The organism is Pseudomonas sp. ABFPK, from assembly GCF_001586765.1.
GTDB classification, from domain to species: domain Bacteria; phylum Pseudomonadota; class Gammaproteobacteria; order Pseudomonadales; family Pseudomonadaceae; genus Aquipseudomonas; species Aquipseudomonas asiatica.
Genome location: NZ_LQXW01000056.1, coordinates 169,376 through 188,804, shown reverse-complemented (window position 1 = coordinate 188,804; position 19,429 = coordinate 169,376). Strand labels below are relative to the sequence as shown.

General features: G+C 62.7%; 22 protein-coding genes and 1 tRNA gene. 19 read left to right on the top strand and 4 right to left on the bottom strand.

The features are described from left to right. Positions 1–675, top strand: coding sequence for an HAD family hydrolase (locus WM94_RS24940; RefSeq protein ID WP_039614721.1), 675 nt, complete (start codon positions 1–3; stop codon positions 673–675). Positions 676–681: 6 nt separating this feature from the next. Further along, positions 682–1,671 carry a signal peptide peptidase SppA gene (gene sppA / locus WM94_RS24935; RefSeq protein ID WP_013971572.1) on the top strand — a complete coding sequence of 330 codons (990 nt, stop codon included), beginning with the start codon at positions 682–684 and terminating at the stop codon, positions 1,669–1,671. Between the two features lie 280 nt (positions 1,672–1,951). Here sppA and WM94_RS24930 read toward each other — a convergent pair whose 3' ends face one another. Next, positions 1,952–2,530: a nucleoside triphosphate pyrophosphatase gene (locus WM94_RS24930; protein ID WP_061552360.1), complete on the bottom strand. Its 579-nt coding sequence runs from the start codon at positions 2,528–2,530 to the stop codon at positions 1,952–1,954. Positions 2,531–2,626: 96 nt separating this feature from the next. Here WM94_RS24930 and WM94_RS29795 point away from each other — a divergent pair, with 96 nt between their 5' ends. The 17 genes from WM94_RS29795 to WM94_RS24845 all read left to right on the top strand — a co-directional run bounded on the left by WM94_RS29795 (position 2,627) and on the right by WM94_RS24845 (position 16,664). Then, positions 2,627–3,154, top strand: a complete 528-nt coding sequence (locus WM94_RS29795) for a YceD family protein (RefSeq protein WP_012313431.1) — start codon at positions 2,627–2,629, stop codon at positions 3,152–3,154. A gap of 13 nt (positions 3,155–3,167) precedes the next feature. Beyond that, positions 3,168–3,350, top strand: coding sequence for a 50S ribosomal protein L32 (gene rpmF / locus WM94_RS24920; RefSeq protein WP_003247154.1), 183 nt, complete (start codon positions 3,168–3,170; stop codon positions 3,348–3,350). Between the two features lie 3 nt (positions 3,351–3,353). Beyond that, on the top strand, positions 3,354–4,364 hold the full coding sequence (gene plsX, locus WM94_RS24915) for a phosphate acyltransferase PlsX (protein ID WP_023661403.1): 1,011 nt from the start codon (positions 3,354–3,356) through the stop codon (positions 4,362–4,364). A 246-nt stretch (positions 4,365–4,610) separates the two neighbouring features. After that, complete coding sequence (gene fabD / locus WM94_RS24910; protein WP_082810642.1) at positions 4,611–5,549, top strand: ACP S-malonyltransferase; 939 nt, start codon at positions 4,611–4,613, stop codon at positions 5,547–5,549. A gap of 15 nt (positions 5,550–5,564) precedes the next feature. Beyond that, positions 5,565–6,305, top strand: coding sequence for a 3-oxoacyl-ACP reductase FabG (fabG, locus tag WM94_RS24905; RefSeq protein ID WP_003247160.1), 741 nt, complete (start codon positions 5,565–5,567; stop codon positions 6,303–6,305). A 203-nt stretch (positions 6,306–6,508) separates the two neighbouring features. Next, complete coding sequence (acpP, locus tag WM94_RS24900) at positions 6,509–6,745, top strand: acyl carrier protein (RefSeq protein ID WP_013971576.1); 237 nt, start codon at positions 6,509–6,511, stop codon at positions 6,743–6,745. Positions 6,746–6,933: 188 nt separating this feature from the next. Then, positions 6,934–8,178, top strand: a complete 1,245-nt coding sequence (gene fabF / locus WM94_RS24895) for a beta-ketoacyl-ACP synthase II (RefSeq protein ID WP_015269411.1) — start codon at positions 6,934–6,936, stop codon at positions 8,176–8,178. Next, on the top strand, positions 8,178–8,993 hold the full coding sequence (gene pabC, locus WM94_RS24890) for an aminodeoxychorismate lyase (RefSeq protein WP_061552358.1): 816 nt from the start codon (positions 8,178–8,180) through the stop codon (positions 8,991–8,993). The genes fabF and pabC overlap by 1 nt, the downstream gene beginning before the upstream one ends. A 4-nt stretch (positions 8,994–8,997) precedes the next feature. Then, positions 8,998–10,200, top strand: a complete 1,203-nt coding sequence (mltG, locus tag WM94_RS24885) for an endolytic transglycosylase MltG (RefSeq protein ID WP_061552357.1) — start codon at positions 8,998–9,000, stop codon at positions 10,198–10,200. Between the two features lie 9 nt (positions 10,201–10,209). Next, on the top strand, positions 10,210–10,842 hold the full coding sequence (gene tmk, locus WM94_RS24880; RefSeq protein ID WP_023661450.1) for a dTMP kinase: 633 nt from the start codon (positions 10,210–10,212) through the stop codon (positions 10,840–10,842). Further along, positions 10,835–11,821: a DNA polymerase III subunit delta' gene (locus WM94_RS24875; protein WP_015269415.1), complete on the top strand. Its 987-nt coding sequence runs from the start codon at positions 10,835–10,837 to the stop codon at positions 11,819–11,821. Before tmk ends, WM94_RS24875 begins: the two co-directional genes overlap by 8 nt. Before the next feature lie 30 nt (positions 11,822–11,851). Continuing rightward, complete coding sequence (locus WM94_RS24870) at positions 11,852–12,634, top strand: TatD family hydrolase (RefSeq protein WP_061552356.1); 783 nt, start codon at positions 11,852–11,854, stop codon at positions 12,632–12,634. A gap of 401 nt (positions 12,635–13,035) precedes the next feature. Continuing rightward, positions 13,036–13,671 carry a TetR/AcrR family transcriptional regulator gene (locus WM94_RS24865; protein ID WP_003247170.1) on the top strand — a complete coding sequence of 212 codons (636 nt, stop codon included), beginning with the start codon at positions 13,036–13,038 and terminating at the stop codon, positions 13,669–13,671. Between the two features lie 209 nt (positions 13,672–13,880). Next, the gene (locus WM94_RS24860) at positions 13,881–14,849 is read left to right on the top strand and encodes a GTP 3',8-cyclase MoaA (protein ID WP_061552355.1); all 969 of its coding nucleotides are present in this window, start codon (positions 13,881–13,883) and stop codon (positions 14,847–14,849) included. Positions 14,850–14,915: 66 nt separating this feature from the next. Further along, positions 14,916–15,521 (top strand): DUF4823 domain-containing protein, encoded by a 606-nt coding sequence (locus tag WM94_RS24855; protein WP_013971585.1) that lies wholly within the window; start codon positions 14,916–14,918, stop codon positions 15,519–15,521. 10 nt (positions 15,522–15,531) lie between these two features. Then, entirely contained in the window at positions 15,532–16,092 is a 561-nt protein-coding gene (locus tag WM94_RS24850; RefSeq protein ID WP_015269418.1) for a DUF1285 domain-containing protein, read from the top strand. 155 nt (positions 16,093–16,247) lie between these two features. Further along, positions 16,248–16,664: a cupin domain-containing protein gene (locus WM94_RS24845; protein ID WP_061302922.1), complete on the top strand. Its 417-nt coding sequence runs from the start codon at positions 16,248–16,250 to the stop codon at positions 16,662–16,664. Here the strand turns inward: WM94_RS24845 and WM94_RS24840 are convergent. From WM94_RS24840 to WM94_RS24830, 3 genes are all read right to left on the bottom strand, one after another. Next, positions 16,637–17,923: a cytosine deaminase gene (locus WM94_RS24840; RefSeq protein ID WP_061552354.1), complete on the bottom strand. Its 1,287-nt coding sequence runs from the start codon at positions 17,921–17,923 to the stop codon at positions 16,637–16,639. The two genes, WM94_RS24845 and WM94_RS24840, sit on opposite strands and share 28 nt — an antisense overlap. 114 nt (positions 17,924–18,037) lie before the next feature. Further along, positions 18,038–18,113, bottom strand: a tRNA-Asn gene (locus WM94_RS24835). A 62-nt stretch (positions 18,114–18,175) separates the two neighbouring features. Then, positions 18,176–19,372, bottom strand: coding sequence for an amino acid aminotransferase (locus WM94_RS24830; RefSeq protein WP_061552353.1), 1,197 nt, complete (start codon positions 19,370–19,372; stop codon positions 18,176–18,178). Between the last annotated feature and the right edge of the window lie 57 nt (positions 19,373–19,429).

The window sequence follows — 19,429 nt, the reverse complement described above, 5'->3', positions numbered from 1 at the left end:
ATGAAAAAAGGCTATGAGCTACTGATCTTCGACTGGGACGGCACGTTGGCCGACTCGATCGGACGTATCGTCGAGGCCATGAACGCCGCCGCCGAGCGTGCCGGTGAGGCGCAAAGCAGCGAGGATGCGGTCAAGGGCATCATCGGCCTGGCTCTGGGCGAGGCGATCCACACCCTGTACCCGCACCTGGCGCCTGCTCAGGTCGAAAGTTTTCGTCAGCACTATGCCGATATCTACATGGCCCTGGACCAGCAGCCCTCGCCGCTGTTCGAGGGCGTGGTCGAGTCGCTGGATGCCTTCCGTGCCGAGGGTTACCGCCTGGCGGTGGCCACCGGCAAGGCGCGTCGCGGGCTGGACCGGGTGCTCAAGGCCAATGGCTGGGAGCAGTTCTTCGACATCACTCGCGCCGCCGACGAAACTCGCGGCAAGCCGCACCCGTTGATGCTTGAGGAAATTCTCGGGCATTGCGGTGTCGAAGCAGGGCGTGCGCTGATGGTTGGCGATTCGGCATTCGATCTGCAGATGGCCAGCAATGCCGGCATGCATTCGGTGGCCGTGGGCTATGGTGCCATGTCGCTGCAGGCACTGGCCGAGTTTGGTCCGCAGGTGTGCATCGATCATTTTTCCCAGTTGCGTGAGTGGCTGGGTGGTTCCGCAATTCCATTTCCAAGGTAGGTAAGCATGGCAGACGAATGGAAAGCCCCCGAGGCCGAACCCGAGGAGCGCGAAGAGCGCAAGAGCTGGAAACTGCTGGAAAAGACCCTGCTGGCAGGCGTTCAGGAGCAGCGCCGGGCGCGACGCTGGGGGATCTTCTTCAAGTTGCTGACCTTCGTCTACCTGTTCGGCATCCTGATCCTGTTCACGCCGTTGATGGACATGGACAAGGCAGCGTCGCGCAGTGCCAGCCATACCGCGCTGGTCGAGGTGCGCGGGGTGATTGCCGACCAGGAGCCAGCCAGCGCCGACAATATCGTCAAGAGCCTGCGCGAGGCGTTCAAGGACAGCAAGACCAAGGCTGTGGTGATGCGCATCAACAGCCCGGGAGGCAGCCCGGTGCAGTCGGGTTACGTGTATGACGAAATCCGCCGTCTGCGGGCTGAATATCCGGCCATCAAGCTGTATGCGGTCATCGCTGATCTTGGGGCTTCCGGAGCCTACTACATCGCCAGTGCGGCGGACGAGATCTATGCCGACAAGGCCAGCCTGGTGGGCTCGATTGGTGTGACGGCGGCCGGTTATGGCTTTGTCGGCACCATGGAGAAACTGGGTGTGGAGCGGCGTACCTACACTGCAGGCGAGCACAAGGCCTTCCTCGATCCGTTCTCGCCGCAGAAGCCGGAAGAGACCGAGTTCTGGCAGGGCGTACTGAATACTACGCACCAGCAGTTCATTGCCATGGTCAAGCAGGGGCGGGGTGAGCGCCTGAAGGACAAGGAGCATCCGGAGCTCTTCAGTGGCCTGGTCTGGTCGGGCGAGCAGGCCAAGGAGCTGGGCCTGGTGGATGGGCTGGGCAGTGCCAGCTATGTGGCGCGCGAGATCGTGGGCGAGAAGGAGTTGGTGGACTTCACCGTGCAGGAGTCGGCGCTCGATCGCTTCTCCAAGCGTGTGGGGGCCAGTGTGGCTGAGCGCTTGGCGATGTGGATGGGCTTCCAGGGACCGCAGTTGCGCTGAGGGTTCGTCGCCCGTTTTGCGGTGTTTGTGAGATCGAGCGCCGCCCGCGCGGCGCTTCGCAGCACAAGGCTGCTCCTACATCTGTTTCGGGCCAATTATTCCTGAGGCAAAGGCGCGCGGCCCCTTGGCGTCCACCTCGATATCGTGCCGGACAAACAAGGCGGTCGCGCGCATTGGCACAGGCGTTACTGGCCCGAAACAGATGTAGGAGCAGCCTTGTGCTGCGAAGCGCCGCGCGGGCGGCGCTCGATCTGTCAGGCGCAAAAAGTCTTGAGGCGAACTACGGGATAACCACTCCTTCCCTGGTCAACATATCCACCAATCTAATCAGCGGCAGCCCGATCAGGCTGGTCGCATCGCACCCGTGCGTGCTCTGGAACAGGCTCACTCCCAGCCCCTCGGCCTTGAAGCTGCCAGCGCAGTCCAGCGGCTGTTCCGCCGCCACATAGCGCTCCACCCGCTGCCGGTCCAGTTCGCGCAGGGTCACGGTAAACGGCACGCAGTCCACCTGGCAGTGCCCGGTGGCGCTGTTCAGCAACGCCAGCCCGGTCAGGAAGCTCACCTGCTGCCCGCTGCACTCCAGCAGTTGCTCGCAAGCCCGCTCGAAGGTGTGCGGCTTGCCCAGTACCTGCTCGCCCAGCACCGCAACCTGGTCCGAGCCAATGATCAGGTGCCCGGGGTGGCTGCCTGCCAGGGCCTCGGCTTTTTGTCTGGCCAGCCGCCGCACCAGCTCCACTGCCGGTTCGTCATCCAGGCGTCGCTCGTCTATATCGGGGCTTGCCCAGGTGAAGGGCAGGCGCAGGCGTGCAAGCAGTTCGCGGCGGTAGGCAGAGCTGGAAGCCAGTAACAGAGGAAGCATGGTAGACTCCTGAATCGGTTGAACAAATTCTATCACGCACGATGCCGCCGAATTTCCTTTGACAGGGGCGGGGGGCATCCCTAGAATGCTGCGCCTATGTTGAATGACCCGATTCCACCTCACGTTGACCCGCGCAAATTAGCCGATCGTGGCGTAACCCTTAACGGTTCGCTGCAGCTCGCTGATTTGGAAAGACTCTGCGACCCGCTTTCCGACAATGTCGGTACGGTGCAGGCGAAGTTCGATTTTGAACGAGATGAACAGCACGTGGTGGTTATCCACAGCGAGCTGGACGTCGAGGTCAAGATGGTTTGCCAGCGTTGTCTTGAGCTGGTCACCCTGCCGATCCACAGCGAATGTACATACGCCGTGGTGAAGGAGGGTGCGAATACCCAGTCGTTGCCGAAAGGCTATGACGTGCTGGAACTGGGCGAAGATCCTTTGGATCTGCAGGCATTGATCGAGGAGGAGCTTCTGCTCGCCTTGCCAATCGTGCCTGCTCATCATCCGGAAGAATGCCAGCAGCCGGCGGGCGCAGACGAGCCCGAATCGAGCAAGGACGAGGTATCGCGGTCCAACCCGTTCAGTGTTTTGGCGCAGTTAAAGCGTGACCCAAACGTTTAGGAGTTAATCAATTATGGCTGTTCAGCAGAACAAAAAATCCCGCTCTGCCCGTGACATGCGCCGTTCGCACGACGCCCTGTCGGAAAACGCGCTGTCGGTAGAGAAAACCACCGGTGAAGTACACCTGCGTCACCACGTTTCGCCAGAAGGCGTATACCGTGGTCGCAAAGTGGTCGACAAGGGCGCTGACGAGTAATCCTTGTCCGCTCAGATCATCGCGATCGACGCAATGGGCGGGGACTTCGGTCCCCGCAGCATTGTCCAGGCTAGCATTGCCTGCCTTTCGGCTACCCCCTCGCTGCACCTGACCCTCGTCGGTCAACCCTCTCTCCTCGAAGATCTTGTCAGCGGCCTTGCGGCTGCGGATCGCGCGCGCCTGCAAATCGTGGCCGCCAGCGAGGTGATCGGTATGGACGAGCGGCCATCCCAGGCGCTGCGCGGCAAGCCGGACTCGTCGATGCGCATCGCCCTCGAACTGGTGCGCGACGGCAAGGCTCAGGCCTGCGTCAGCGCCGGCAATACCGGGGCGCTGATGGCGCTCTCGCGTTTCGTGCTCAAGACACTGCCGGGTATCGACCGGCCGGCCATGGTGGCGGCGATCCCGACCCAGACCGGTTACTGCCAGTTGCTCGACCTTGGCGCCAACGTCGACTGCAGCGCCGAGAACCTCTACCAGTTCGCCGTGATGGGCTCGGTGGCCGCCCAGGCCCTGGGTGTGCAGCGGCCGCGCGTGGCGCTGCTGAACATCGGTACCGAGGACATCAAGGGCAACCAGCAGGTCAAGCTGGCGGCCAGCCTGTTGCAGAACGCCCGCGGGCTCAACTACATAGGCTTCGTCGAAGGTGACGGGTTGTATCGCGGCGAAGCCGATGTGGTGGTGTGCGACGGGTTCGTCGGCAACATCCTGCTCAAGTCGAGCGAGGGGCTGGCGACGATGATCGGTGCGCGCATCGAGCAGTTGTTCAAGGGTGGCGTGTTGTCGCGGGCAGCCGGGGCTGTGGCCATGCCGCTGCTCAAACGCCTGCAGGCCGACCTGGCACCGGCGCGGCACAATGGCGCGAGTTTCCTGGGGTTGCAGGGCATCGTCATCAAGAGCCATGGCTCGGCGGGGGTGCAGGGCTTCCAGAGTGCCATCCAGCGGGCGTTGATCGAGATCCAGGAAAACCTGCCGCAGCGCTTGCATGGGCGGCTGGAAGATTTGCTGTTGTAGCCTGGCCGGCCTCTTCGCGGGTAAACCCGCTCCCACAGGTGCCCCATAACCTTCAGGTCTGTGGTGCCCATGTGGGTTTTACCCGCGAAGAGGCCGGTGCTGAAGGAATAAAGACCTTAGGCATATCGCCGCTGAAGTGCTTAAATGTGACCGCTTGGTCCGCGTCTCCATCCAAGTTTTCAGATTCCGCGTCTGGCTAATGTCCGGCGCACCCTATCCGACGACAAGATCATAAGGGCTTGTTCAATGTCTGCATCTCTCGCATTCGTCTTTCCCGGTCAAGGTTCCCAGTCGCTGGGCATGCTCGCCGAGCTCGGCGCCGAGAAGCCAGTGATCATCGAAACCTTCAAGGAAGCGTCCGAGGCACTCGGTTACGACCTGTGGAAGCTGGTCCAGGAAGGCCCGGAAGAACAACTCAACCAGACCGACAAGACCCAGCCGGCCATCCTCACCGCGTCCATCGCGCTGTGGCGCCTGTGGCTGGAAGAGGGTGGTGCCAGGCCGGCCTTCGTCTCAGGTCACAGCCTGGGTGAATACAGCGCCCTGGTTGCCGCCGGCAGCCTGAGCCTGAAAGATGCCGTGCGCCTGGTCGAGCGCCGGGGCCAGCTGATGCAGGAAGCCGTGCCGGCCGGTCATGGCGCCATGGCCGCCATTCTCGGCCTGGATGACGCCGTGGTCGTGGAAATCTGCGCCGAAGCGGCCGAAGACCAGGTGGTCAGCGCGGTCAACTTCAACTCGCCAGGCCAGGTGGTCATCGCCGGCAACAAGGCCGCCGTCGATCGCGCCATCGAGCTGTGCAAGGCCAAGGGTGCCAAGCGCGCCCTGCCGCTGGCGGTCAGCGTGCCGTCGCACTGCGCGCTGATGAAGCCGGCTGCCGAGCGCTTTGCCGAGTCGGTCAACGCCATCGAGTGGCACGCCCCGCAAATTCCCGTGGTGCAGAACGTGACCGCTGCCGTTGCCGCTGACCTTAATGCCCTCAAGCACGACCTGCTGGCGCAGCTGTACCAGCCAGTGCGCTGGGTCGAATGCGTGCAGACCCTGGCCGCTAACGGTGCGGTCAACCTGGTCGAGTGCGGCCCGGGCAAGGTCCTGGCCGGCCTGAACAAGCGTTGCGCCGATGGCGTGACCACCTACAACCTCAATACCCCTGACGCCGTCGCCGCCACCCGCGCGGCACTGGCCTGATTTGGAGAAGCTTGCATGAGCCTGCAAGGTAAAGTTGCACTGGTCACCGGCGCCAGCCGTGGCATTGGCCAGGCCATCGCCCTCGAGCTGGGCCGCCAGGGCGCGACCGTGATCGGCACCGCCACTTCGGCCTCCGGCGCCGAGCGCATTGCTGCCACGCTGAAAGAACACGGCATCACCGGTACCGGCATGGAACTGAACGTGACAAGCGCCGAATCGGTTGAAGCTGTGCTGGCCGCCATCGGCGAGCAATTCGGCGCGCCGGCCATCCTGGTCAACAACGCGGGTATCACCCGTGACAACCTCATGCTGCGCATGAAGGACGACGAGTGGTTCGACGTGATCGATACCAACCTGAACAGCCTCTACCGTCTGTCCAAGGGCGTGCTGCGTGGCATGACCAAGGCACGTTGGGGCCGTATCATCAGCATCGGCTCGGTCGTCGGTGCCATGGGCAACGCCGGCCAGGCCAACTACGCGGCCGCCAAGGCCGGCCTGGAAGGCTTTAGCCGCGCCCTGGCGCGTGAAGTGGGCTCGCGTGGCATCACCGTCAACTCGGTGACCCCGGGCTTCATCGACACCGACATGACCCGCGAGCTGCCAGAAGCGCAGCGTGAAGCGCTGCAGACCCAGATCCCGCTGGGCCGCCTGGGCCAGGCCGACGAAATTGCCAAGGTTGTTTCGTTCCTGGCATCCGACGGCGCAGCCTACGTAACCGGCGCTACCGTGCCGGTCAACGGCGGGATGTACATGTAACACTGCAACTCAATGTGACGGATTTCGTAAAAAAAGAGTCATACTGCGAGCCTAAAATCCGTTATAAAGCTGCAACCAGATTCCAGGCAGTGGGTGTGGGGGTTGGTGTGAAGGCGTGTTTAGCTTGAAAAGCGAACGTCTTTCTATAAAATTAGCCACCGGCCAGCTGCCTGACATATGTCCATTAGGAGTGAAAACTAGGTATGAGCACCATCGAAGAACGCGTCAAGAAAATCGTCGCCGAGCAACTGGGCGTCAAGGAAGAGGAAGTGACTCTCGAGAAGTCCTTCGTCGATGACCTGGGTGCCGATTCGCTTGACACCGTTGAGCTGGTGATGGCTCTGGAAGAGGAATTCGAGACCGAAATCCCTGACGAAGAAGCCGAGAAGATCACTACCGTTCAAGCTGCCGTAGACTACGTCAAAGCCCACCAGGCCTAAGACGCTGTAGTCGACGCTTCTTGTCGGGAAAAACCGCACTGCCTTTGCCGGCGTGCGGTTTTTTCTTTGCGAGCACCCTGCGTTTTGCAGGTTGGTCTCGTTCACCGGGTATCAAGAGTTTGTTGCCATTTCATTCCATCGCTTGAATGCAATGGCAAGAAACTCTGTCATTAGAAAAGGAGAGTACTGTGTCGCGTAGACGCGTCGTGGTCACCGGTATGGGTATGCTGTCGCCACTGGGTACTGATGTACCGAGCACCTGGCAGGGCATTCTGGCTGGCCGCAGTGGCATCGGTCCGATCGAACACACGGATCTGTCTGCCTACTCCACCCGTTTTGGCGGCTCGGTGAAAGGCTTCGAGGTCGAGCAATACCTGTCGGCCAAAGAGGCCCGCAAGCTCGACCTGTTCATCCAGTACGGCTTGGCGGCCGGGTTCCAGGCAGTGCGTAATGCCGGCCTGGAAGTCACCGACGCCAACCGCCAGCGTATTGGCGTGGCCATGGGGTCGGGTATCGGCGGCCTGACCAACATCGAAGAAACCAGCCGCACCCTGCACGATTCGGGGCCGCGTCGTATTTCGCCTTTCTTCGTGCCTGGCTCGATCATCAACATGATCTCCGGCTTCCTGTCGATCCACCTGGGGCTGCAAGGGCCGAACTACGCCATCGCCACTGCCTGCACCACTGGTACCCACTGCATCGGCATGGCCGCGCGCAACATCGCCTACGGTGAAGCCGACGTGATGATCGCCGGCGGCGCCGAAATGGCCGCCTGCGGCCTGGGCATGGGCGGCTTCGGTGCCTCCCGTGCACTGTCCACTCGCAACGACGAGCCGACCCGGGCCAGCCGCCCGTGGGACAAGGGCCGTGACGGCTTCGTGCTGTCCGACGGTGCTGGTGCCCTGGTGCTCGAAGAACTGGAGCATGCCAAGGCCCGCGGCGCGACCATCTATGCCGAACTGGTCGGGTTCGGCATGAGCGGTGACGCTTACCACATGACTTCGCCGCCCGACACTGGTGAAGGTGCTGCCCGTTGCATGGCCAACGCCTTGCGCGATGCCGGCATCCAGCCGGAAGAGGTCAGCTACATCAACGCCCATGGCACCTCGACCCCTGCTGGCGACGTGGCCGAAGTGGCGGCGATCAAGCGTGTGTTCGGTGAGCATGCCTACAAGCTGGCGGTCAGCTCGACCAAGTCGATGACCGGCCACCTGCTGGGCGCCGCCGGTGCCGTAGAAGCTATCTTCAGCGTGTTGGCGATCAACAGCCAGATGGCTCCGCCCACCATCAACCTGGACGAGCCGGACGAAGGCTGCGACCTCGACTTCGTGCCGCACCAGGCGCGCAGCATGCCGATCGATGTGGTGCTGTCCAACTCGTTCGGCTTTGGCGGTACCAACGGTTCGCTGGTATTCCGCCGGTTCGCCGGTTGATGCAAAGCTGGATCGATGGCCAGCCGGCGGCTGCAGTCAACCTGCAGAACCGCGGCCTGGCCTACGGCGATGGGCTATTCGAGACCATCGCCGTGCGCGACGGCCGGCCCAGCTTGCTGGACGGCCACCTCGCACGCCTGGCGCTGGGTTGCCAGCGCCTGGCGATCAGTACCGACCTGGCGCTGGTACGCGACGAACTCCTGCGCTATGCCAGCCAGCTCGGTGATGGCGTAGCCAAACTCATCCTTACTCGTGGTGACAGCCAGCGCGGTTACGCACCGGTTGCCGGTGCCGCGCCGCGGCGTATTCTGCAGGGCAGCCCGTTGCCCAGCTATCCTGTCGACAATGCCGAGCAGGGCGTGCGACTGTTTCCGTGCCAGACCCGGCTTGGGGAACAACCGCTGCTGGCCGGCCTCAAACACCTCAACCGCCTGGAGCAGGTGCTGGCCCGTGCCGAATGGCAGGACAGCGAACATGCCGAAGGCCTGATGCGTGATGGGCAGGGCAGGGTGATCGAAGGTGTGTACAGCAATCTGTTCCTGGTGCGCGATGGCGCGCTGTTCACGGCTGACCTCAGCCGCTGTGGCGTCGCTGGCGTGATGCGGGGCGCGTTGCTGGAACAGGCAGCGCTGCAGGGCATCCCGGTGCAGGTCTGCGACCTGCCGTTCGACGCTCTGGAGCAGGCAGATGAAGTATTTGTCTGCAACAGCGTCTACGGTGTCTGGCCCGTGCGAGGCGTTGCCGAGCTAAACTGGTCGCCGGGCCCGCTCACCCGTAAACTGCAGGCCGTTGCCCGTACGTTACTGGAAACCTGAATTCGTGAGACGTAAATTCCTGCTGCTGCTGGAAATGGGCTTGATCCTCGCCGGCCTTGCCGTGGGCTGGTCGGCCTGGAAGGTCAACTCGGTCCTGGAGCAGCCTCTGCACGTGACGCAGGAGCGCCTGCTGGACGTGCCCAATGGCACCACCCCCAACCGCATGTTCTATCGCATGCAGAGCGAAGGGTTGCTCGACGACGCCGTCTGGTTGCGCCTGTACTGGCGTTTCAACATGGCCGGCACCCCTCTGCACACCGGTGAGTATCGCCTGACCCCCGGCATGACCGTGGAGCAGCTGTTCGATGCCTGGCGTCGGGCCGACGTGGTGCAGTACAACCTCACCCTGGTCGAAGGCTGGACCTTCCGCCAGGTGCGCGCGGCCGTGGCCAAGCATGAAAAGATCAAGCACACCCTGGACGGGCTGTCCGATTCGGAAGTGATGGACAAGCTCGGCCATACCGGAGTGTTCCCCGAAGGGCGCTTCTTCCCGGACACCTACCGCTTCGTGCGCGGCATGAGCGACGTCGAGTTGCTGCAGCAGGCCTATATGCGCCTGGACGAAGTGTTGGCCAAGGAGTGGGCCGAGCGCACCACCGACCTGCCATACCGCGACCCGTACCAGGCGCTGATCATGGCTTCGCTGGTAGAGAAGGAGACCGGCATTCCCCAGGAGCGCGGGCAGATCGCCGGCGTTTTCGTGCGGCGCCTGCGCCTGGGCATGATGCTGCAGACCGACCCGACGGTGATCTACGGCATGGGTGAGCGCTACAACGGCAAGATCACCCGCGCCGACCTGCGCGAGCCGACGCCCTACAACACCTACACCATCACCGGCCTGCCGCCGACCCCGATCGCCATGGTAGGTCGCGAAGCGATTCACGCGGCGCTCAACCCGTCCGATGGCACCAGCCTGTACTTCGTTGCCCGTGGCGATGGCAGCCACGTGTTTTCCGACGACCTCGACGACCACAACTCGGCGGTGCGCGAGTTCCAGCTCAAGCGCCGTGCGGACTACCGCTCCAGCCCCGCGCCGCAATCGCAGCCAGAGCCACAACCACAATCAGGTACCGACGAGGCCGAACAACCCGAAGCCCCTGCCGACGAGTCTACCGCGCAGCCAGCGCCCGACCAGCCGCCTGTGCAGGACGCCCCTGCCGGCGGCGCGCAAGCGGCCGAACGGCCGATGCCTGACGAACAACATTAAGGACTGCCTGTGAGCGGCTTGTTTATTACTTTGGAAGGCCCGGAAGGTGCGGGCAAGAGCACCAACCGCGACTACCTGGCTGCGCGCCTGTGCGAGCAGGGCCTGGATGTAGTGCTGACCCGTGAGCCCGGCGGCACGCCGCTGGCCGAAAAGGTGCGTGAGCTGCTGCTGGCGCCCAGCGATGAAAGCATGGCGGCCGACACCGAGCTGTTGCTGGTGTTCGCTGCGCGTGCCCAGCACCTGGCGCAGGTGATCCGGCCGGCGCTGGCCCGCGGGGCCGTAGTCTTGTGTGACAGGTTTACCGATGCGACATACGCCTACCAGGGCGGCGGGCGTGGTTTGCCAGTCGAGCGTATCGCCATCCTGGAGCAATTCGTCCAGGGCGACCTGCGCCCGGACCTGACTCTGGTCTTCGATCTGCCGGTCGAAGTGGGCCTGGCCCGCGCCGCCGCCCGCGGCCGCCTGGACCGTTTCGAGCAGGAAGGCCAGGCGTTCTTCGAAGCAGTGCGCCAGGCCTACCTGCAGCGCGCCGGTCGCGAACCACAGCGCTATACCCTGCTTGATGCCGCCCAGCCTCTGGAGGCGGTGCAGCGCTCCATCGATGCGTTGCTACCAGGCATCGTGGAGCGTTGCCGTGGCTGAGGCCTATCCCTGGCAGCAGGCCCTCTGGCAGCAACTGGCCGGCCGCAGCCAGCACGCTCACGCCTACCTGCTGCATGGGCCGCAGGGTATCGGCAAGCGGGCCTTGGCCGAGCGCCTGATGGCCCGCCTGCTGTGCCAGCAGCCCCAGGGCCTGGAGGCCTGTGGCGCGTGCAAGTCCTGTCTGCTGCTCAAGGCCGGCAGCCACCCGGACAACTTCGTACTTGAGCCCGAAGAAGCTGACAAGCCTATCAAGGTAGATCAGGTACGCGAGCTGGTGGCCTTCGTGGTGCAGACCGCGCAGCTGGGTGGGCGCAAGGTGGTACTGATCGAGCCAGTGGAGGCGATGAACGTCAACGCCTCCAACGCCTTGCTCAAGAGCCTCGAAGAACCCTCCGGTGATACCGTGTTGCTGCTGGTCACCCACCAGCCCAGCCGTCTGTTGCCGACCATCAAGAGCCGTTGCCAGCAGGTCGCCTGCCCGCAGCCCAGCCTGGCCCAGAGCCAAGCCTGGCTGGCCGGCGCGCTGCCCGACAGTGATGAGACCGAGCGCGACGAGTTGCTGACCCTGGCTGCCGGTTCGCCGCTGATGGCGGTCAGCTTGCAGGCGCAAGGCGTGCGAGAGCAGCGTGCGCTGGTCACCGACGGGGTGAAGAAGCTGCTCAAGCAGCAGCAATCGCCCAGCCAGCTGGCCGATGCCTGGAACGGTGTACCGCTGCTGCTGCTGTTCGACTGGTTTTGCGATTGGGCGCACCTGATCCTGCGCTACCAATTGACCCAGGACGAGGAAGGGCTAGGCTTGGCCGATATGCGCAAGGTGGTGCAGTACCTGGCGCAGAAGAGCCGCCAGGCCAAGGTGCTGGAGGTGCAGGCATGGATCCTGGAACAGCGCCAGAAGGTGCTGGGCAAGGCCAACCTCAACCGCGCCCTGCTGCTTGAATCGCTGCTGGCCCACTGGCTGCAGTTGCCGGGCGCCCGCTGATTCTCATTTTTTCATGTGTGCCGTTATCCCATGCTCGTAGATTCCCATTGCCATCTCGACCGTCTAGACCTGAGCGCCCACCAGGGCTCCCTCGATGCTGCCCTGCAGGCGGCGCGTGAGCGCGGGGTCGGGCATTTCCTGTGTATTGGCGTCAGTGCCGAGAATGCTGGTGCGGTGAAGGCGCTGAGCGAGCGTTACACCGATGTCGATTGCTCGGTGGGCGTGCACCCGCTGGACCTGGCGCCGGGCGAAACGCCGGCGCTGGAATGGCTGCTGCGCGAACTGGCTCACCCACATGTGGTGGCGATTGGAGAAACCGGGCTGGATTACCACTACGAGCCGGAAGCAGCCGAGTTGCAGCAAGCCTCGTTCCGCCTGCACCTGGAGGCCTCGCGGCAGACCGGCAAACCGGTGATCGTGCATACCCGTGCGGCGCGTGCCGATACCCTGGCGCTGCTGCGCGAGGCCAATCTGCCGCAGGCCGGCGTGCTGCACTGCTTCACCGAAGACTGGGACATGGCCAAGGCGGCGCTGGACCTGGGGTATTACATTTCGTTGTCTGGCATCGTTACCTTCCGCAATGCCGATGCCCTGCGTGAAGTGGCGCGGCAGGTGCCGGTCGATCGTTTGCTGGTGGAAACGGATTCGCCGTACCTGGCGCCGATTCCGTATCGCGGCAAGCCGAATTTGCCGCAGTATGTGCGTGAGGTGGCGGAGTACGTGGCTTCGTTGCGCGGGGCCAGTTATGAGCAGTTGGCCGAACAGACCACTGCCAACTTCAAGCGTTTGTTCCCGTTGGCGCGGGTGGCCTGACTCGAAGGGTTGCGGGTGAGGGCACCTAGCAGCCCACACGTAATCCCAAAAATGCCCCCAACGCCCCCCCTCGAAACACCCAAAAAAAACCCGGGTTCTGGGGGGGGAATCCGGGTTAAGACCATTAGGAGTAAAACAAAGGTACGCGGTCCCTGAGCACCTTTATCGGCGCGCCACTTGGGGGGGATGCGCCGCGCCAACACTTCAAGTATTAGTCAGCTTTGGCGCAGTGCCAGTGCATATTGATCGATTTTTAAACAAATTTGGAATACGCCCACGTTTCATTCCTCCCGCAGCGCATGGCCATAAGCATCGTGAAACACAGACATGCTTGGATGATCCGTGCAATTTCTTGCAAGTTAGGCATAATAAACCGCTTCGATTGTCATCCAGTCCTTCCTATGCAGAAAGAACCTCGTAAGGTCCGTGAGTTTCGCCGTCGCGAACAGGAAATCCTCGACACCGCGCTCAAGCTGTTTCTCGAACAGGGGGAAGACAGCGTCACCGTCGAGATGATCGCCGACGCCGTGGGCATCGGCAAAGGCACGATCTACAAGCACTTCAAGTCCAAGGCGGAGATCTACCTGCGCCTGATGCTCGACTACGAGCGCGACCTGAACGAGCTGTTGCATTCGGCCGACGTCGATCGCGACAAGGAAGCCCTGTCGCGAGCCTACTTCGAGTTCCGCATGCGCGATCCGCAGCGTTACCGGCTGTTCGACCGCCTGGAAGAAAAGGTGGTCAAGGGCAACCAGGTACCGGAAATGGTCGAACAGCTGCACAGCATACGTGCCTCCAACTTCGACCGCCTGACCCAGCTGATCAAGGGCCGTATCAGCGAAGGCAAGCTCGAAGACGTGCCGCCGTATTTCCACTATTGCGCCGCCTGGGCGCTGGTGCACGGCGCCGTGGCGCTTTACCACTCGCCGTTCTGGAGCAATGTGCTGGAGGACCAGGAAGGCTTCTTCCAGTTCCTGATGGACATTGGCGTGCGCATGGGCAACAAGCGCAAGCGCGACCCGGAACCTTCGAACTGAAGCATCCGCGTTCAGGCAATACGCAGTACCTGTAGGAGCAGCCTTGTGCTGCGAAAGGGCCGGTACAGCCAGCACACATCTGCAGGGCTGTACTGGCCCTTTCGCAGCACAAGGCTGCTCCTACCTATTTCGGCGATGTGCAGGGCTTGCAAAAACCTGATTTATGAGTCAGGTTTTGCCAGCCCCCATCATCCATGCCGGAGTCATTCATGATCGTCGATCGTCAAGGCAGGCGTTTTCGCAACCTGCGCGTCAGCCTGACGGCTGCCTGTAACTATGCCTGCACCTACTGCGTGCCAGACGGCAAGCGCCTGGTGGCAGCACAGGACGAATTGTCGGCGGAGGCCCTGGCTCGTGGCGTGGCCTACCTGATCGAAGCCGCCGGCATCGAACGCTTGCGCATCACCGGCGGTGAGCCATTGGTCAGTCCGCGCCTGGATGCTTTCCTGGCCGCCGTGGCCAAGCTCGACCTTGACGATATCTCGATGACTACCAATGGCCAGTTGCTGGCGCGCAAGTTGCCCCAGTTGCAGGCGGCAGGTATCCGCCGATTGAACGTTTCCCTCGACACCCTCGACCCTCAGGCGTTCCGCCGTATTGCCCGGGGCGGCGACCTGGCCAGCGTGCTGGCGGGCATGGAGCGGGCCAGCGCCATGGGCATGCAGATCAAGGTGAACATGGTGCCGATGCGTGGGCACAACCTCGATCAGGTGCTGCCGCTGCTGGATTACTGCCTTGAGCGCGGCTTCGAACTGCGCTTCATCGAGCTCATGCGCATGGGCCACCTGGCCCGTGACCAAAACGTCTTCCTGCAGCAGTTCGTCGGCCTCGACCAGCTGCTCGCACTGATTGCTGGCAAGCATGCCTACGTTCAGGTCGATGCGCCGCTGGACGCCACTGCCTTGCGTTATCAGGTGCCCGGCAAAGGCCACTTCGGCGTGATCGCCAACGAAAGCGTACCGTTCTGCCGCACCTGCTCGCGGCTGCGCCTGTCCTCCACGGGCTGGCTGCATGGCTGCCTGTCGTCGGGCAATCGCCATTTCGTCGGCGACCTTCTGGAAAAACCGCGCCATCAGGCGCTGCCGGCGCTGCAGCGCTTGCTGGTAAAGGCCTTGGCAGACAAACAGGACCTGGCGTTTTCCGGCGATGTGATGGTGATGAAGGTGATTGGCGGCTGAAGCTGGCGCAAAAGCTGCATCCGCCAGCTATTCGCCGGTTTTTCGTCGCCGGCCACTGGAGGAAAGATGCGTAGCCTGGTTTTGCTGCTGGCGCTGATGGCGTTGGGCGGTTGCATGAATGTCAGCGATATGGGCGAGGGCGTCCGTTACCACATGAGCGATGCCGGTCTGCTGGACCACAGCGATACCCGTCGCACCCTGTCGATCCGCCTGCAGCCCGATTCGTTTATCTTCATCGGCCAGGGCGCGTTCGTGCCTCCGGGCAAGGGACCGGTGCCGCGGCAGAACGCGGTGGCCGAGCAGGCCTACAAGAGCTTCGTCGAATATTTCCCGCTGGTACGGCGTGCCCAAGGGCCATTGGGCCTGGAAGAGGCCATCGCCCAGGCCCGTTCGGTGGGTGCCGACTACGTGCTGTACACCCGCTTCGCGCGCACCGACGACCGCATCGGCAATGGCGACGAGTGGTATGACGAACAAGCGGTCGACCGCCTGGGCTGGGACACCGGCGTGGTGCAGATGATGCTCATCGAAACCAGTACCCGCTACCTGATCGACACTGCACGTATCAAGAGCCGTGGCGGTTTGTTGACGTTCCACGATAAAACCCCGGAGGATTTGCTTGGCGCGCCGATGCGCGAGTACGCTCGTAGCCTTCTGGGTGTGAGTGAATGAGGCAAGCGTGATGAGCGATTCCGGCAAGGCCAATGATCTTCTGGCGCAGATTCCCAAGGCCAAGGGCCTGCCGCCGGTACATCTGTGGAACCCGGACTTCTGCGGTGACATCGACATGCGCATCGCCCGTGATGGCACCTGGTATTACCTGGGTACGCCGATCGGTCGCAAGCCGATGGTGCGGCTGTTTTCCACCATCATCCGCCGCGATGGCGATGACTACTTCCTGATTACCCCGGTAGAGAAGGTGGGCATCCGCGTCGACGATGCGCCGTTCGTGGCCGTGGCGCTTGACGTGGAAGGTGAGGGTGAGCAGCAGGTGCTGCACTTCACCAGCAATGTCGAGGACCAGGTCGAAGCCGGGCCGGCCAACCCGCTGCGCGTGGTGATCGACGCTGTCACGCAGGAGCCATCGCCGTATGTGCTGATACGCAGCAACCTCGAGGCGCTGATTAATCGCAATGTGTTCTACCAGTTGGTAGAGCTGGCGGTGCCGCGCGAGATCGACGGGGAAGAGTGGCTTGGGGTCTGGAGCCACGGTGAGTTTTATCCGATCGGGCGTAGCAGCTGAGATATCTGGTGCCTGCACCGGCTTCCTCGCGGGCTTGCCCGCGAAGAGGTCGGCACAGGCAATGATCGGCCTCTTGGTTTTTCCCCGAATTGGTCATTTGTCTCTCTGCCCCACAGGCCTAACCTGCAGGCAATTGCCATCCAGGAGAAGCCCCCATGAAACTCTTTAGCATCATCCTTCTTGCCCTGTTCGCCGCTCAAACCCCTGCCTGGGCGCACGGCGATGCTGCCGACCAGGTCAAGGTGCTGCAGCAGCAACAACCCTCGAACGCCCCCGGCAAGAGCGCCGTGATGCTCACCGTCAGCTACGCCCCCGGCCAGGCGTCACCCGCGCATCAGCACCCGGGCGCAGTGATGGCCTACGTGCTGGAAGGGGCAGTGGTATCGAAGCTCGATAACGAGCCGGAGAAAACCTACAAGGCCGGTGAATACTGGTACGAAGCCCCGGGTACCGTGCACAGCGTGTCGCGCAACGCCAGTCAGAAGCAGTCAGCCAAGTTGCTGGTTTGGAGCTTGGTGGATGAAGGCAGTGCGGTCACATTGCCCTATCCGGCAGCAGGCTCGGAGCGCTGAGCCTGCCCCAGCCGGGTTGTAACTTCCTGCATCAGGTTCGGGTCCAGTACCTGGCAAGGCGCGACCTGCACGTTGCTCGTGTAGAACGGCGGCAGATTTTGCGCCAGTCGAGCAACGTCCTTGGCAGTGCAGCCTGTTGGCAGCAACACATATTGCAGGCTGGAGGGGAAGGACGGCGCGGTGTGCCGTTCCATGGTGGAGCCATAGGCGCCAAGGGTCATGACCGCCTCGCTGCCGGCCGGGTCCGGAAAACGGAGCAGGACGAATGTGCAGTAACGGGGGTGGGTGAGATGCTGGTGTGCTTCGTCGCGGACCAGTGGGTCGTCATGGTTCATCAGGTTCCAGCGCAACGCGGCGTAGCTGCGAGTGGTCTCCATGAACGCAGTGCGAATGGGGGAGCGCGTTTCGTCACCGCCCAGGCAGGCCAGCAGATTGCCGAATGGGTCCAGCAAGGCTACGGCATTGCACGTATCTGCCGCGAGAGCTGTGTCGACCAATGGCTCGGCCAGTTCGATCCCGGGCAGGCGAGGGTCTGCACTTTTGCTGCGCAGGCTCCATGGGCTCAAGCCCGCCAGGGCCTGGCGTACCAGGCTCCGGTTGGGTAGGGTGATCGGGTCTTTCAGGGCAGATGGCGGAAGGCCGGCGTTGCTGCTTTCGTCGTGCACGTGGTTCACGCTGGCCTCGAACAACGAACGGGTAAGGCACATCGTTGCGGCGTCGATGCGTTCGCCAGCGTAGACCGGCCCTTGCGGCGGCCCGGCATAGTCGCGATCAAAAGGGCTGCCGACAGCATAGTAGCCCCACGTGGCTTGCGCGCGCAGACGAAGTGCGGCCGGCAGGCCGGGGAATTCGAAACGGCCGTCATGATTGATGCCGGCAAAGGTGTCGAGCGCACTTACGGCAACATTGAAGCCGGCAGTCAGCAAGGCGCCTGCGCACATGGCGCAGGGGTCGAGCGTGGTGATGACGGTCAGTTCATGCGTGGGGGGGAGGGCAAGGCGCTGCTGGTTGTCGAAATACCAGTCGACCAGCCGGCGCTCACCATGCCCCGTTGGGTCGCGGAGCCTGAATGCGGGTTGCGCCTGGCTGGCAGAGGGCTCCAGCACGCGGTTGTGCAGGGCGATCAGTACCTTGCCAGTGGCATTTTCAATGATGCAGCCACCCACGGCGAACGTTGCTTGTCGGCTTGCCAGGAGGGCCTGGTTGGCGGCGATTGCTACCGCTTGCTGAGCGTTCTGGGTGAAATCGTTGGCTTTCATGCTTGCCTGTGCTCGTCGAGGGATCTCGGACGATACAGCAGCCGTGCGCTGGCATGAGGGGATAAGTGCAACAAAAAACCTCCAGTGCTTGCGCATCTGGAGGTTTTCAAATTTTGGCTCCGCGACCTGGACTCGAACCAGGGACCCAATGATTAACAGTCATTTGCTCTACCGACTGAGCTATCGCGGAATCTGTGCGTATCTTACTGATTGCCCAGGGGAAGTCAAGCCACCCCTAGGCAAAACAATGAGTTACAGCACCTGCACGATAGCTTTGGTCACTACGTGGATGTTGCTCTGGTTCAGCGTGGCCACGGCGATGCGGCCGGTGTCCAGCGCATAGATGCCGAACTCGTTCTTCAGGCGGGCGACCTGTTCGACGGTCAGGCCCGAGTACGAGAACATGCCAACCTGGCGGCCAACGAAGCTGAAGTCGCGGTTGGCGCCATATTCGGCCAGCAGCGAAACCATCTGCTTGCGCATGCCGTGGATGCGCTCGCGCATTTCGGCCAGCTCGGTTTCCCACATCTGGCGCAGTTCGGCGCTGTTCAGCACGGTGGCAACGATGGTTGCACCGTGGGTCGGCGGGTTGGAGTAGGTGGTGCGGATCACACGCTTGACCTGCGACAGCACGCGGGTGCTCTCGTCCTTGGAGGCGGTGACGATCGACAGCGCACCGACGCGCTCGCCGTACAGCGAGAACGACTTGGAGAACGAGCTGGACACGAAGAACTCCAGGCCCGACTCGGCGAACAGGCGCACGGCGAAGGCGTCTTCGGCGATGCCGTCACCGAAGCCCTGGTAGGCCATGTCGAGGAATGGCACGTGGCCCTTGGCCTTGACCACTTCCAGGACGTTTTTCCAGTCGTCCAGGTTCAGGTCGACGCCGGTCGGGTTGTGGCAGCAGGCGTGCAGCACCACGATCGAGCCGGACGGCAGGTTGTTCAGGTCTTCGAGCATGCCGGCGCGGTTGACGTCGTTGGTCGGCGCGTCGTAGTAGCGGTAGTTCTGCACCGGGAAGCCGGCCGATTCGAACAGCGCACGGTGGTTTTCCCAGCTCGGGTCGCTGATGGCAACCACGGCGTTTGGCGACACACGCTTGAGGAAGTCAGCGCCAATCTTCAGTGCGCCGGTACCGCCGACGGCCTGCACGGTAACCACGCGGCCAGCGGCCAGCAGTGGCGACTCGGCGCCGAACAGCAGCTTTTGTACAGCCTGGTCGTAGGTGGCGATACCGTCGATCGGCAGGTAGCCGCGCGAGGCGTGCTGGGCGGCACGCTGGGTCTCGGCTTCGATCACGGCGCGCAGCAGCGGAATTCGGCCTTCCTCATTGCAATACACGCCGACGCCCAGGTTGACCTTGTCGGTACGTGGGTCGGCGTTGAATGCTTCGTTGAGGCCCAGAATAGGGTCGCGGGGTGCCAGCTCGACAGCGGAAAACAGGCTCATTGTTACCTTGGCTCTGATTGGAGTGTGATAGGACGTACACGCTCCAGCCCCAATGCA

Bases quoted from the DNA above. Each gene is read 5' to 3' on its own strand.
- WM94_RS24940 (WP_039614721.1), top strand. From the start codon at position 1: ATGAAAAAAGGCTATGAGCTACTGATCTTCGACTGGGACGGCACGTTG.
- sppA (WP_013971572.1), top strand. From the start codon at position 682: ATGGCAGACGAATGGAAAGCCCCCGAGGCCGAACCCGAGGAGCGCGAA.
- WM94_RS24930 (WP_061552360.1), bottom strand. From the start codon at position 2,530: ATGCTTCCTCTGTTACTGGCTTCCAGCTCTGCCTACCGCCGCGAACTG.
- WM94_RS29795 (WP_012313431.1), top strand. From the start codon at position 2,627: ATGTTGAATGACCCGATTCCACCTCACGTTGACCCGCGCAAATTAGCC.
- rpmF (WP_003247154.1), top strand. From the start codon at position 3,168: ATGGCTGTTCAGCAGAACAAAAAATCCCGCTCTGCCCGTGACATGCGC.
- fabD (WP_082810642.1), top strand. From the start codon at position 4,611: ATGTCTGCATCTCTCGCATTCGTCTTTCCCGGTCAAGGTTCCCAGTCG.
- fabG (WP_003247160.1), top strand. From the start codon at position 5,565: ATGAGCCTGCAAGGTAAAGTTGCACTGGTCACCGGCGCCAGCCGTGGC.
- acpP (WP_013971576.1), top strand. From the start codon at position 6,509: ATGAGCACCATCGAAGAACGCGTCAAGAAAATCGTCGCCGAGCAACTG.
- pabC (WP_061552358.1), top strand. From the start codon at position 8,178: ATGCAAAGCTGGATCGATGGCCAGCCGGCGGCTGCAGTCAACCTGCAG.
- WM94_RS24870 (WP_061552356.1), top strand. From the start codon at position 11,852: ATGCTCGTAGATTCCCATTGCCATCTCGACCGTCTAGACCTGAGCGCC.
- WM94_RS24865 (WP_003247170.1), top strand. From the start codon at position 13,036: ATGCAGAAAGAACCTCGTAAGGTCCGTGAGTTTCGCCGTCGCGAACAG.
- WM94_RS24860 (WP_061552355.1), top strand. From the start codon at position 13,881: ATGATCGTCGATCGTCAAGGCAGGCGTTTTCGCAACCTGCGCGTCAGC.
- WM94_RS24855 (WP_013971585.1), top strand. From the start codon at position 14,916: ATGCGTAGCCTGGTTTTGCTGCTGGCGCTGATGGCGTTGGGCGGTTGC.
- WM94_RS24850 (WP_015269418.1), top strand. From the start codon at position 15,532: ATGAGCGATTCCGGCAAGGCCAATGATCTTCTGGCGCAGATTCCCAAG.
- WM94_RS24845 (WP_061302922.1), top strand. From the start codon at position 16,248: ATGAAACTCTTTAGCATCATCCTTCTTGCCCTGTTCGCCGCTCAAACC.
- WM94_RS24840 (WP_061552354.1), bottom strand. From the start codon at position 17,923: ATGAAAGCCAACGATTTCACCCAGAACGCTCAGCAAGCGGTAGCAATC.
- WM94_RS24830 (WP_061552353.1), bottom strand. From the start codon at position 19,372: ATGAGCCTGTTTTCCGCTGTCGAGCTGGCACCCCGCGACCCTATTCTG.